A 13,374-nucleotide genomic window follows, 5' to 3' on the forward strand; every position below is an offset into this window, starting at 1 on the left:
ATGGATACTGTGTGCGTTTGCGACGCCAATGACACCGGTAGCCGCTCAAGAATTCAACGCGCTTCGCGACAAGTGGACCGTTCACTTTGACGATCGCATGAAGGAAACGGCATTTCTCGACAACCTTGTTGTGATGATGCACAAAATCGACCGTGACGATGATGGCGTCAGCCAGAGCGAAATAGACTTCTTCAGGGCCCGGCTCTTGGCGGATAAGCGCGCGAACACTGTTTCAGGTTACCTGAAGTATGACCTGAACGGCGACTTCGTCATCAACCGCGAGGAGATCGCAACTGTTTCCACCGCGCGCATTGCAAAAAGAAATAGAAAACGCATTCGAAACAGCGCCCGCATAGAGTCGAAAGTCCAGGGAATACTTCAGTTGGACCCAAACCAGGACGGAGAAATCACGCTCCAGGAAATAGCGGCGATCAGCACCAGATCCGTGCCGGACGGGAAAAACAGGCAACACGAAGCACTCCTGATTCTGGAAGACCTGCTCGAGCTTGATCCGGACAAAAACGGAGCCCTGTCGGCATATGAGGCCGCGGGTCTGTTGCGGGCAGTCCTCAAAGACGGCACAGGCCCTCGGGTTCAAACGCAAAATCAGGGAGAGCAGAACGTCTGTGAAGCTCCTGTTGCATCCGCTGAAGCGGAGGTTCACCTCGTTGGCGCGTCCAAAGGCAGCGGCGTGTCATCGGTCTCGGTTTCCGGGCAGGACCGGCTAACCTCAGTTGCAAAGATCAACATCGAAGCCGGTGAGACACCGCTTTACCTGATACTTACGTCTGGAAGTCCGATCATTTGGCAGCTGGCCGGCGCGGTAAACCGTCTGGAAAACGTCGTTCTGTCCGGACCGGAAAACGACGAGGGAAAAATCATGGCTGGAGCAACCGGCCTTTCAGACGCAAAAACGACCTTTGTGTCGTCTTCCAAGTGCATTTATCAAGTGACCAAAAGAGAAAGCGTAAGCAACATCAGGGCCTGGGTCCAATCGACAGACCTTGTCGGGGCTGCGACCGTTGAAATACACGGACATGGTTCGGTCCATGAACTCGCGCTTCCATCAGGCAAATATCTGGATCAGCCGTCAAAGGCTGCCGCGTACGGTAAAAATCTGTCATACGTCACGTCTTCTGTGGGTGGTTCCGACAGCTCAGGCCACAGTCCCGCCATCCGGCAGTTGATGGCTGGTCCGGTTAACCGGGAGTTGAAGCAGGTTCTCCAGAGATTCAATCCGGGGGGCGTCGTCAACGTGGCAAAGGAAGCGGTGTCGAGCGATGTTGAGGCCCGGTACTACGAGTTATTGCCCAAAGAGGCCGGACTGGCTCAGCTTGTTGCTGCAGGAAAACTCGAACCGGTCAGATTCGGCCATAGGGATGTCTACCGGATCTTGGACGCCATTCGCGTACCTTCAGGCCTAGCCGGTTCGCAAGGCGTCAGTTTCATCCTCCCGGAAGGGGTGGCGCAGCCGTCCGGAAGTCTTGGACACTCATTGATCATTACGGAAGAAAACGGTGAGATAGATGAAGCCGACTTGTTCCCGCCAAGGGGGAACCTGCGTTACTGAGCACCCGGCAGCACGAGAGGTGCACCCACATCCTGTGTGATCAGGTCTTCGATCGAAATCGGCGGGTCGAGCGGCGGCAGATCGCTACCGGGTTTTGACGGTGGCGCTGAACTGGGCACGGACTGGGTTGTCGGCGGACCGTCATCCCCAATAACTGCCCGGATGCGCTCCGCGAACGCACCGTCTTCGCCGTCCTGCTGCAAAATACTCTGCTGTCTCGGCACAGGAGCCGGCTCGCTCGGCTGGGCAGCTTCTTCTTCGATCCGCTGTTCCGATTGCTCTTCAAGCGCCCGCGCCTCTTCCTCGAGCCGCAGGCGTTCCAGTTCTTCTGCAGCAAGCGCGGCTGCCTCGGCCTCGCGCACGCGCCTGTCCCGCGCCTGTCTCTGGCGTTTCAGCTCACGCACCAGCCGGTCCCTTTCCAGGATCTCCGCCTGCAGCTTTTCAACGCGCTCAACCTCCTGTTCAAACGCACGCAGCGTGAGATAGGCGGTAAACGGTGCAATATCGACCCGGCGCGCAGGCGCATCGACAGGTCCTTCAAACAGCAGCCCGACCTGGGGTTCTGCACCAGTGACTGCATCCTCTCCCGGATCGATCTTCAACGAGAAGTCGGCATCAAGATCATAGGATCTGAGATCGACTTCGCCCGAACCGAAAATTTCCGCCCTTGCGGAATCGACAACCACATTGCGCGCACTCAGCCGTCCCCCGACAAGCGTGAGCGTGCCGTCGACTCTGTCGAACGGCAGACTTCCGGCGCTCATGTGGTTGACGAAAACGTCCCGGATCCGGTCATCCTGGAGTTCAAGCCCGGCATCGGCTGCGCGTGTGACGAGTGGAAAGGCCTGTGGATTGAGACCGCGGAAATCGCCCGCCTCGAGTGCGAATGTGCCGCCGCCGTTCAGGCCCGCAACGATGGCGGAAATCGACCGCCCGGCCCCTTCGAATTCGAGGAACAGGTCCAGGGTTCCGGATGCGACAGCCCGGTTATCCGGTCGCCAGACAAGCTGGCGGACATCGGCACGGTCAAGTTTCACGCGGCCGGAGAACGCCGCCTCGGCGTCCGAACGCTGGACCGAAAGGCTCCCGGTCAGGCCGCCTCCCGCGAACGCGCCGTTCAGGCCGTCAAGGCGCATCAATGTCGGTGACAACCGCATCTCGGCGCGCGGGTTGGAGATTTCGGTCTCGTCATCGAGCAACAGCCGATCCGCTTCGAACTCAAGCGTCACATCGAGGCGGTCAAGAAGCGGTGCGCCGAATGGCACAGTCGGCCAGATGCTTGACCCGTCCCCGGCGGCAAACCATTGATCGGGACCAAGCACAAGCTCGGTCAGACCGCGAAGATCCGCCTGGTTCGACACAAGCCTGCCGCTAAAGCGCCGGTTGCGCTCGCCGGGTGCCGGTTCCAGGTCACCTTGAACAGCCCCTTCGAATGTTGTCTCGCCGATCCTGCCCGCCGCGTCCTTGATTTCAAGCTGGCTGCCACGTCCCTTCATGCCGAAGGAAATCTCGGCCGGCAATGTGCCGGTCATGACAGGCAGAACCCTGCCGGCCATCAGTGCGATCGGTGCCAGATCATCCGTCTTTGCGGAAACGGCAACGTCATACTCCGTGTCGGCATCCTTCACGATCACCAGATCGCCGTCCGCTGACAGCTCGGAAGTGCCTATCGTGGCGTCCAGCTGGACTGCAAGCCCGCTCGACGGCACCCCTGAGGCGATCGCGTAAAGCCGTCCGCCGTCGTTTTCGTTCAAGGGGATAATGTCAAAGCCCAGCTGCTGCAGGAGTTTGCCGCCGTCCGGTCCCTTGAGCCCCACGGAAAGCTGAAGATTGGCATCACGCCAGTCGTCCACACGCCCCTTCAGTCCGGCGCTGAAGGCGGCTTCCGCCCCTCCGGCATTGCCGTCGAGCGAGAGCGTCATGTCCGTCTCGCCGTTCCGCGCCGCGGCCTTGAGTTCACCCTGGAAGTTCGCAGGCACCAGGCTCCCGGCAGCCTTTGCCAAACGCTCCGTAAAGACGCTGTCCGGAAACACGCTTCCTGCCAGAGCAACGAGACCAGACAGATCCCGTGCCTCAAGTTCGCCTGCTACGGCACCCTCGGGCGCTGAGAAGAGGTTCTGGATTTCACCGGCAACGTCAAGACGCGCCCCCGCGAGATCCTCCGCAAAGAGCCGGTCAATCCGGACACCGCCATCGGCATAGTCGGCTTCAAGGGCCAATCCCTTGCCATCGACACCGCGCGCCACGACTTCCTTGGCACGCAGGCGAACCGATACGTTCAGCGCTGGCGTTTCGGCGGGTTCTCCCTCACCGCCCGCCTGCGGGCGCATCAGCGTTGCGATCTTTTCGATCGCATCCAGATCCAGCCGGTCCGCTTCCAGGTTAAGTGAAAACTCATCGGCACCGCTGCGCGGCTTGCGATAGGCGAGCCCGCCGCGAGCCTCAGACCCGGCCAGCGTCAGCCGCAGATTGTCGAGCGCTGCCCCTTCCGGGAGAAGGTTCAGTCTGCCCTCAAGGGTGATCGGCTCCATGGCCGAAGCGCTGCCCTCTTTCTGCCGCCACCATCCCAGAAAGGAGCCGGGCTGATCGGAACTGATGGACAAAGCCCCGCGATAGCTCATTGCGGGTTCCAGGCCGAGATCGCCCTGGGTCGCAACCAGTGTCCGCCCGGGCAAACGGCCGGCAAGACGCGCGACCCGCCATCCACCCAGCATCGTTTCCAGATCGAGGCGGACATTCTGAATGATACCGCCACCGGCAACGACCGCGGGCACATCGAGCGAAATCGTGCCGTCAATGGTTGGCAGGGGCACGGCACGAAGCGCGGACACGAGCTGCTCTCCCGCCGAATTGATCTCCACAGGTTGCTGCGGCCCACCCCCAAGCAGCCGGTCCAGGTCAACCTGCTTTGAGCGCGCCCGGATCTCGAACCGCTTGTCACCTGCGTAAACCAGATCGGCACTGCCGCTGACACTCAGACGCCGGTCTTCCGGTCCGTATCTGAATTCGAACTCAGGCACCGCCACTTCGGCGATATCAGCCGTGAAGCGGCCCTCGGAAGACCAGATCTTGCTCGTGTCGTCGTCAAGTACAATCGAGGCGATGTTGAAGTTGCCATCGAACGCAGGGGCCGCGTCGGACTGCTGCAACATCCCGTCGAAAGCAAAATTCACCGCCCAGTCAATCGGCGTCAGTTCACCCTTGATCCGGATACCGAGATCTTTTTGAGCGCGGCCCGTGGCAATGGAGAGGTTGTAGGGCGAGCCCTCAAGCGTCAGGCTGCCGGTTGCCTTGAAAGGCCCGGCAAGCGACCGGGCGCTGACCGCGAGATTGCCATCATCGATCCTGTGCGTCTCACCGGACCGCGCATCCACAATGGAAAGTGCACCATCTCGAATGGTGATTTTTTCAAACGCCACGTCTTCGGGCGGGAGATTGGCCAGGGCACCGTCGGATGTGCGGGCCGTCAGCCAGTCCAGCCTGCCGCTCTCATCGAGTGACAGCGCAAGATGGGGCCGATCCAGCTCCATGTCGATGACCCGGATTTCCCCCTTCAGGAGCGGCGGCAGCTCTATGCGGACATTGAATTGCGAAACAACGAGGAGGGGATCTTCGGCCTCGCCGACGCGTACATCGGAAAAGCTGAGGGACGGTGCAGGCAACAGGCGCAGATCCGCTTCCCCGAGCACGGTGACCTTGTGCCCGAGCGCGCGTTCCGCGTAGGTTTCGAATGTCGAGCGGTAAACAGTCCAGTCAATAAAAAACGGTCCCACCAGCGCTGCGACAAGCACCAGAATGACGGAAATTCCCAGCGTGATGTAAACGGAGTTCAGGCCTTGTCTCCTTGCTCACCAAAGTCTCCGGCCCCAACATGGGACACTTAGCGCATCTTTCCTCTTCCGCAAACAGCGTGCCGGAAAGTTGCAATGACCCCCTTACACATAAACCATCGCAGTTAAAACGAGCTTATTGAACTGATTCGATACAATATCATGACTGCGGCAGGATCTTGCCCGGATTCATCAAATTGTGCGGATCAAGCGCCTCCTTGATGGACTGCATGAGTTCAAGCGCGTCGCCGTGTTCGCGCTTCATGTATTTTTGCTTGCCCTGACCGACCCCGTGTTCGCCCGTGCAGGTGCCTTCCATGTCGAGCGCGCGGATCGCGAGCCTTTCTATGAACGCTTCGCATGTCTTCATTTCGTCCGGATTGTTCGGATCCACAAGCACCTGAACGTGGAAGTTTCCGTCTCCCACATGCCCCACGATCGGCGCGAGCAACCCCTCGGCCTCGATATCGTCAGCAGTCTGCGTGACACATTCGGCGAGCCTTGAGATTGGAACGCAGACATCCGTCGCCACGACTTGAGCATCCGGCCGGAGCCCGCGTCCTGCCCAATAGGCATCGTGCCGCGCCGACCAGAGCTTCGTCCTATCTTCCGCAACCGTTGCCCAGTTGAACGGGCCGCCCCCGAATTCATCCGCAATGGCGGAGAACGTTTCCGACTGTTCCTTGACGCCGGCCTCGGAGCCGTGAAACTCGAGAAAGAGCGTTGGCGTTTCGGCAAGATCCATCTTCGAATAAAGATTGCAGGCCCGAACCTGCATGCTGTCGAGCAACTCTATCCGCGCAACCGGCAAACCCATCTGGATCGTCATGATGACGGCCTGACAGGCCGACTGCACGTCGGGAAAAGGGCAAACCCCGCCGGAGATTGCTTCCGGTTGCCCGTGCAGGCGGACGGTCAGTTCGGTGATGATCCCGAGAGTTCCCTCGCTGCCCACGAAGAGCCGCGTCAGGTCATAACCGGCCGACGACTTTCGTGCGCGTCCTCCGGTCCGAATGATATTGCCGTCCGCCGTCACGACCGTGAGCCCGAGAACGGCATCCTTCATGGTTCCGTATCGAACCGCATTGGTGCCTGACGCCCGCGTTGCCGCCATGCCGCCAAGACTGGCATCGGCGCCCGGATCGATCGGGAAGAAAAGTCCGGTATCCCGGATATAGCTGTTCATCTGCCTTCGGGTGACACCGGCTTCGACCCGGCAGTCGAGATCATCGGAATTTACTTCCAGAACGTTGTTCATCCTGCTGAGATCAATAGATATTCCACCCTCAGGCGCATTTACATGACCTTCAAGCGATGTGCCCGTTCCAAACGGTATGATAGGGACATTGGCCTCAGCACAGATCTTGACCGTTTCGGCAACTTCCTGCGTTGTTTCAGCGAACACCACCGCATCCGGCGGCTGGTTCTCCAGCCAGGTTGTGGTATGACCGTGCTGCTCCCTGAGGGCCTGAGAGGTGGCGCAGCGGTCCGCGAACCGGGCTTTCAGTCTTTCGATCACGCCCGAAACACTTCCGCTCGGGTCGTCTGAATGCATTACATTTGCTTCGATCGCCATCGCTGACCGCCATCCTTCCTGCGGGCCGGATCTTGGCCCCTTGTCTCAGGTGTGAATATGTTAGCGGAAGACAAAAAGGTCAAAGCCAAATCCGGCTTTTGCCGCAGAGCGTTGGAACAGTTTCCAAAAGGAGAGCCGAATGACCGCACAATGGGGCAACGGGCTGGTAAGAAGTGACGTCATGACCGTGAAGGACGACTGGATCGACTATAACGGCCATCTCAACATGGCCTACTACAACGTTCTGTTCGATACAGCGGTAGATCAGGTTTTCGAACGGCTCGGCATGGGGCCGGAATATCTCAAGGAACGTGGCGCATCGTTTTTTACCGCCGAGGTTCATGTTTGCTACCTGCGCGAACTCAGCGCTGGGATGCCGGTCGTCGGTACCCTTCAGCTGCTCGATTTCGATTCAAAGCGCGCGCACTTCTTTCAGGAATTGCGCCACGCGGACGAAGACTGGCTCTCGGCGACATCGGAACAGATGAGCCTCCACGTGGATATGGTTGCCCGCAAGGTTGCCCCCTGGCCAGAGGACATTCGCACCAACCTGGCCGCGCTCTCAAGCGCGCAGGCCGCACTTGAAAGACCTGAAGCGGCCGGCAGACGCATCGAGATCCCGAAAAAGGCAGTCTAAGTACACTTTAGGGTGATTTTTGCCGATTGACGCTCAAGTAGACCTGTTCATTAACGCCGACTCGGGCAAAATGGCTGCCAACAGGCAATGTGATCGTTTTCCCGGCCCTACTTATGCGCAAGATATTTGAAACCGCGGGTCAGCTACCGGATATCCTTATCAGCTGGATAACGCCGAACGTGCGCCAGTTCAGAGCCAACAAGCTTCCGCTCGTCTGGCTGCTGGCAATTTTGGTTGGTGCTCTGGTGGCTCTTGCCGCGATTGCCTTCAGAACGGCGATCGGGCTCATACAGTGGCCCTGGCTGAGAACCACAACCGAATTCACGATACACGCTGCACTCCAGCAGCCCTGGTACTACATCCTTTTGGCTCCGGTCGCAGCCGGTCTGGTGGTTGGCTGGATCCTGCACAAATATCATCCCTATCAGCGTGCCGGCGGAGTGGCCGACGTCATCGAGGCGCGGGCCTATGGTGGACGTGGCCTGCCGCTCAAGGCCGGTCTGTGGTCCGCGCTCGTGACCGCCATTTCCCTTGGCGGGGGCGCTAGCGCCGGCCGTGAAGGCCCGGTTGTTCACCTGGGAGCGACCCTCGGTACGGCGGTGTGCCAGTTTTTCCAGCTGCCCGACTCCGCCCGCCGAATGCTGCTCGCCTGTGCTGTCGCCAGCGGCGTCTCCGCCTCGTTCAACGCGCCGATCGCGGGTGTCCTGTTCGCCCATGAAGTGGTGCTCGCCCACTATGCGGTTTCCGCCTTCGTTCCGATCGTGCTGGCGTCTGTCGTGGGAACGCTCCTCTCGCGGCTTTGGTTCGGCAACGTTGCCGCTTTCGAAATCCCGCAATACACGATCACGTCTTATCTCGAGATCCCTGCCTTTGCGCTCCTTGGCCTGACCTGCGCTGCTGTCGCCATCATCTTTCAGTTTGCGCTGATCGGGACGGACTGGACAGCCCGGAACATCACCATGCCGCTGTGGCTGCGGCCCGTGATCGGCGGCCTCGCAGTCGGTGCAATCGGCGTCTTTTATCCGGAAATTCTGGGCGTCGGATACGAGGCAACCGACCTGGCGCTGAAGCAGGAACTGACGATCAACACCATGCTCACGCTTCTGGTGGTCAAGACAGCTGCAACCGCGATTACGCTGGCATCGCGTTTCGGCGGCGGCATTTTCTCGCCGTCGCTCTATCTGGGGGCCATGACGGGGGGCGCATTCGGTCTGATAGCCGCATCGGTGTTTCCGGAAATAGCGTCCAGTCACGGCCTCTACGCCATTCTGGGGATGGGCGCGGTTGCGGCAGCCGTACTCGGCGCGCCGTTTTCAACGACGGTGATCGTGTTTGAACTGACGGGCGGTTATGCGCTTTCAATCGCGCTTCTGCTCGCCGTCTCAATTGCAACCGGACTGACACAGGCTGTTCACGGCAAGTCCTATTTTCACTGGCAACTCGGCATGCGCGGGTGTTTCGTCAATGAAGGTGCGCACCAGTTCCTGAGCGAAACGGTAAAGGTGCGCGACTTCATGGATCCGCCGCCGGAAACGGAAGAAGACCGGACGTTCAATCCGGGCGAAGACGGCCCCTATCTCCATGACACGGACACGCTGGAAAGCGCGCTGAAGAGCTTCGATTCCTGCGGCAAGGCGACCTTGCCGGTCGTCCGTCACGGCGATGCGACCGAGGTCGTAGGGCTGGCAAGACATGTCCGGGGCCTGCGATACTTCAACGCCGCACTCATCAAGGCGACCAAGGAAGAGCACCACTGAGACCAGGTTTCAGCAGTCGCAGGCCAGGGACCTGATGTGCTAGACCGCTTCCGTTGCCTTTTCCAGCCAGACCCGTTCCTTCGCACCGACAAGCGGACCGATTTCTTCGCGCACACGCGCATGGTAGCGGTTCAGCCAGTCGCGCTCGGCCTTGGTCAGGAGAGACGCATCGACCAGGCGAAGATCCATCGGCACCAGCGTGATCGTTTCAAATCCGAGCATCGGCCGTTCGCCTCCGGCAATGTCCCGGGCTTCGGTGACGATCTCAAGGTTCTCGATCCGGATGCCGTATTCACCCGCCGGATAGTAGCCCGGCTCGTTGGAAAGGATCATGCCCGGTTTCAAAGGCACCGTGCCGGTCTTTGCAATCCGCTGCGGTCCTTCATGGACACCGAGATAGGCCCCGACGCCATGTCCGGTGCCGTGATCGAAGTCGAGACCGGCCTTCCAGAGATCGATCCTGGCAAGCGTGTCAAGTTGCGCGCCGCTTGTTCCTTCCGGAAAACGCGCTGTGGAGATGGCGATGTGGCCCTTCAGAACCAGCGTGAAGTGCCTTTTCATTTCGTCCGAAACGTCACCGACCGCGAGTGTTCGGGTGATGTCGGTGGTTCCGTCCTCGTACTGGCCGCCTGAATCGATCAGGAACGGCTTGCCCACGGGCACTTTCAGATTGCTGGAGCGGCTGACCCGGTAGTGACAGATCGCACCGTTGGAGGCCGCCGCCGAAATCGTGTCGAAGGAAATGTCCTTCAAGACACCGGTTTCACGCCTGAAGCCTTCCAGTTTCTGGGCAACCTGGATCTCGTCGAGGCCGCCTTTCGGCGCTTCCTCGTCGAACCAGCAAAGAAAATTCACATAGGCGGCGGCATCCCGGAGATGTGCATTGCGCGCGCCCTGCAGTTCCGTCGCGTTTTTGACGGCTTTCGGCAAAAGTACCGGATCCTGTGCCTCGATCAGGCTGCCACCGGCCTCCGTGATCGCGTCGGCGATCCCGATGCCGGCAAGTGCCGGATCGATCATCACCTTCGCGCCGGGTTTTCCAAGATCGCTCAGGCCCGTCTTGAAAGTGGAAGGTTCCGCGAGATCGGTAAGCTCGGAAAGCGCGTCCCGCACGGAATTGGAGAGTTTCCGGCCGTCAATGAACAGCGATGGCTTGCCGGACGAAGGCACGGTCGCAAAGGACAGCGGCAGAGGCGTATGCTCGACGTCCGATCCGCGGATGTTGAACAACCACGCGATGGAGTCCGGCTGTGTCAGGACACAGGCATCGGCCTTCTTTTCCTTGAGAACGGCCTGGATTTCCGCAATCTTGTCGCCAGATGCCTTGCCGGCAAGTTCCAGCGGATAAAGCGACACCTGCCCGACGGGGGCGGCTGGCCGGTCTTCCCAGACCGCATCAACGGGATTTTCATTCAGGGTGACGAGTTCAGCGCCCGCCTCCTCGCAAACGGAGCGCAGACGGCGGACCTCACGCACCGTGTGCAGCATCGCATCGATACCGAGTTTCTGCCCGGGCAGCAGGTTTTCCTTCAACCAATCGGAAACCGGCTCATTGATGAGATGCTGGGCGGCGAAGACCTCAAGGTCAACCTGATCGCGCACCTGGATCGTGTAGCGTCCGTCGACAAAGATCGCCGCCTTATCCCCAAGGATCGCTGCAACACCCGCCGAACCGGTGAACCCGGTCAGCCATTGCAGGCGGCAATCATTGGGTGGCACATATTCGCCCTGATGCGCATCGGCACGCGGAATGAGAAAGCCGTCGAGACCGAGGCGGGCAAGTTCGGCCCTGAGAAGCGCTGCACGCGGCGCTCCGCAGGAGGGATCACTGAGATCATCGAAGGACTGGAACATGCCCGGCACGGTAGTGTGACCTCCACCGCGGATCAAGCCGGATATTTTTCGAAAAACGCGCCAGTTCAATTGGATGGGCATTGCCGTTTGCAGCGCAGCATTTGTTTTCGCATATGCGAAATATGCAAGCCTGTCATGCGTCTGGAGACCTACCTGAACGAACCTGCAGACTGCATATAGAGAGCAACAACGAATAAAGACGTTTCTCCCTAGGGAAGCTCTTGAACTTCAAATGGGAATTACCACGATGACTATCGCAACCACGACTTCGACCCGTACCGGCAGCAGCTTTGTCCGTCGCGCTTTCGACCGCATGGTCGAAGCCCGGTCCAGCCAGGCGCGCCGCTATGTCAACGGCTACCTCCTGTCCCTCGACGACGCAACGCTCGCTGCCCACGGCTACGACCGCAAGCAGCTGGAACGTGAAGGGTCCATGACCAACCCGTTCTAAGGGGCTCAGGCGCTAAGTTAAAGCACTGTGCACATGAAAAAGGGTCTGCCGGAGTTCCGGCAGACCCTTTTCTTTTGTCACGCCAAATGCAAAGCGGATCAGGCCTGATTGCGCCCGCGCACAAGCGTCAGCGTCAGCCAGCCGTCTTTTTCCCGTCTGCGATCCAGAACGAACCCCTGGCAGCGATACGCGAACAGGATCCGCGGTCCGTCCTCAATCCGCAGGCCGGACAGAACCAGTGTTGCCGACCGCGCCATCTGCGCGCCGATGGACTTCGACATTTTCATGAGCGGCCGCGCCAGTATGTTGGCGATCACAAGGTCGAACGGGCCGTAATCGCCAAAACGCCGATCCTCAACCCCGTTTGCCGTGAAGCCGGACACCAGATGACCAGCGCCGTTCAGTGCGGCATTTTCCAATGCGGTCCTGGTCGCGACCGGATCAATGTCGGTTGCCAGGACAGCCTGTTTGGCCTTGAGGGCTGCGGCAATCGCCAGAACACCGGTCCCGGTGCCAAGATCAAGAATGCGATCGTATTCGCGCAGCGACAGCAACCGGTCGACTTCTTCCAGGCATCCCGCCGTGGTTCCGTGGTGCCCTGTCCCGAAAGCCAGCGCAGCCTCGATTTCAAGACCGATTGCGCCCGGTGGAACCTTGTCCCTGTCATGGCTTCCATGCACGAGAAAACGACCTGCGCGTACGGGTTTCAGGCCCTCAAGGCTCTTTTCCACCCAGTTGATGTCTGGCAGTTCCTCTGCCTCAACCGGTGCCGCGAAGGCGTCGCTGCCGACCCGGTCGAGAACCAGCGCCTGCGCTGCGTCAGCCTCCATGTCGAACAGCAGGATTTCGGCCGCCCAGAACTTGCCGTCTTCTGACGCCTCATAAATCGTGACCGGGTTGCCTTCTTCTTCGAAGGCCTGCGCGAGGATCTCCGAAATCCGTTTCGCTTCCAGTTCTTCAGCCACGATCCGAACGCGGATGGTTTTCATGCCGGTGTCTGCCCAGATGGATTGATCAAGGCGTGCGGTATAGCCTTGCCGGCGCAAACACACCAGCGTCAAAAACAATTGACTGGTCAAATTCGCGAACTGCGCCATGATTCCGGTGAGCGGAGGTGTGTAATGATCGGGAAATGGCAAAAAAATTCAACGTTTCAGGCGGGACACCTGTTAGCGGCTTTCCTTCTTTGTCTCGTCGCCTTCACCGGCGCTGCGCGTGCGCAAACGTCCACCGACGATCTGTTTGAAGCCTTGAAAAACGCGCCGAACGAAAAAGAAGCCAGGCTCATCGAGACCGAAATCTGGGAAGCCTGGATTGACGCAGCGCCCACTCCCGACCTGCGCGAACAGGTGGAAAGCGCCATGCGCATGCGCGGCGAATACAATTATCAGGGTGCACGCGAAGTCCTCGACAAGGTCGTGGCCGAGGCACCGGATTATCCCGAGGGCTGGAATCAGCGGGCCTTCATCCTGTTTCTCCAAGGCGACTATGAAGCCAGTCTGAAAGACATCAAAAAGGTCCTGGAGCTCGAACCCCGGCACTTCGGTGCACTCTCAGGCCAGGCGATGATCTACATAACGCAGGGCCGGGCGGAACTTGCTCAAAAGACACTGCGCGATGCGGTCAACGTGCATCCTTACTTGAAGGAACGCGCGCTGCTCATCAAACCGAAGGGTGTTGATCTCTGAAATCCGGCCCA

The 13,374-nt window shown here is 59.6% G+C and carries 9 protein-coding genes; 5 read left to right on the forward strand and 4 right to left on the reverse strand.

Annotation, left to right across the window (positions count from 1 at the left end):
• The first annotated feature begins 28 nt into the window (after positions 1–28).
• On the forward strand, positions 29–1,570 hold the full coding sequence (locus tag RBB49_RS11615; protein ID WP_306142952.1) for a hypothetical protein: 1,542 nt from the start codon (positions 29–31) through the stop codon (positions 1,568–1,570).
• Here RBB49_RS11615 and RBB49_RS11620 read toward each other — a convergent pair.
• Positions 1,564–5,403, reverse strand: coding sequence for an AsmA-like C-terminal region-containing protein (locus tag RBB49_RS11620; protein ID WP_336623420.1), 3,840 nt, complete (start codon positions 5,401–5,403; stop codon positions 1,564–1,566). The two genes, RBB49_RS11615 and RBB49_RS11620, sit on opposite strands and share 7 nt — an antisense overlap.
• Positions 5,404–5,560: 157 nt before the next feature.
• Entirely contained in the window at positions 5,561–6,976 is a 1,416-nt protein-coding gene (locus tag RBB49_RS11625) for an FAD-binding oxidoreductase (RefSeq protein ID WP_306142953.1), read from the reverse strand.
• 139 nt (positions 6,977–7,115) lie between these two features.
• Between RBB49_RS11625 and RBB49_RS11630 the strand changes: the two genes are divergently transcribed.
• Positions 7,116–7,613, forward strand: coding sequence for a thioesterase family protein (locus RBB49_RS11630; RefSeq protein ID WP_306142954.1), 498 nt, complete (start codon positions 7,116–7,118; stop codon positions 7,611–7,613).
• A gap of 113 nt (positions 7,614–7,726) precedes the next feature.
• Positions 7,727–9,370, forward strand: coding sequence for a chloride channel protein (locus RBB49_RS11635; protein ID WP_306142955.1), 1,644 nt, complete (start codon positions 7,727–7,729; stop codon positions 9,368–9,370).
• 39 nt (positions 9,371–9,409) lie between these two features.
• Here RBB49_RS11635 and RBB49_RS11640 read toward each other — a convergent pair whose 3' ends face one another.
• Entirely contained in the window at positions 9,410–11,224 is a 1,815-nt protein-coding gene (locus RBB49_RS11640) for an aminopeptidase P family protein (RefSeq protein ID WP_306143116.1), read from the reverse strand.
• Positions 11,225–11,471: 247 nt separating this feature from the next.
• Here RBB49_RS11640 and RBB49_RS11645 point away from each other — a divergent pair, with 247 nt between their 5' ends.
• Positions 11,472–11,675 (forward strand): hypothetical protein, encoded by a 204-nt coding sequence (locus RBB49_RS11645; protein WP_306142956.1) that lies wholly within the window; start codon positions 11,472–11,474, stop codon positions 11,673–11,675.
• Between the two features lie 98 nt (positions 11,676–11,773).
• Here RBB49_RS11645 and RBB49_RS11650 read toward each other — a convergent pair whose 3' ends face one another.
• Positions 11,774–12,664 (reverse strand): 50S ribosomal protein L11 methyltransferase, encoded by an 891-nt coding sequence (locus RBB49_RS11650; protein WP_306142957.1) that lies wholly within the window; start codon positions 12,662–12,664, stop codon positions 11,774–11,776.
• 132 nt (positions 12,665–12,796) lie between these two features.
• Here RBB49_RS11650 and RBB49_RS11655 point away from each other — a divergent pair, with 132 nt between their 5' ends.
• On the forward strand, positions 12,797–13,363 hold the full coding sequence (locus RBB49_RS11655) for a tetratricopeptide repeat protein (RefSeq protein WP_306142958.1): 567 nt from the start codon (positions 12,797–12,799) through the stop codon (positions 13,361–13,363).
• The last annotated feature ends 11 nt before the right edge of the window (positions 13,364–13,374 follow it).

It is taken from the genome of Roseibium sp. MMSF_3412 (assembly GCF_030733265.1).
In the GTDB taxonomy this organism is placed as follows: domain Bacteria; phylum Pseudomonadota; class Alphaproteobacteria; order Rhizobiales; family Stappiaceae; genus Roseibium.

Coding starts and splice junctions, on each gene's coding strand:
- RBB49_RS11625 (WP_306142953.1), bottom strand. CDS start 6,976: ATGGCGATCGAAGCAAATGTAATGCATTCAGACGACCCGAGCGGAAGT.
- RBB49_RS11655 (WP_306142958.1), top strand. CDS start 12,797: ATGATCGGGAAATGGCAAAAAAATTCAACGTTTCAGGCGGGACACCTG.
- RBB49_RS11650 (WP_306142957.1), bottom strand. CDS start 12,664: ATGAAAACCATCCGCGTTCGGATCGTGGCTGAAGAACTGGAAGCGAAA.
- RBB49_RS11645 (WP_306142956.1), top strand. CDS start 11,472: ATGACTATCGCAACCACGACTTCGACCCGTACCGGCAGCAGCTTTGTC.
- RBB49_RS11640 (WP_306143116.1), bottom strand. CDS start 11,224: ATGTTCCAGTCCTTCGATGATCTCAGTGATCCCTCCTGCGGAGCGCCG.
- RBB49_RS11630 (WP_306142954.1), top strand. CDS start 7,116: ATGACCGCACAATGGGGCAACGGGCTGGTAAGAAGTGACGTCATGACC.
- RBB49_RS11615 (WP_306142952.1), top strand. CDS start 29: ATGACACCGGTAGCCGCTCAAGAATTCAACGCGCTTCGCGACAAGTGG.
- RBB49_RS11635 (WP_306142955.1), top strand. CDS start 7,727: ATGCGCAAGATATTTGAAACCGCGGGTCAGCTACCGGATATCCTTATC.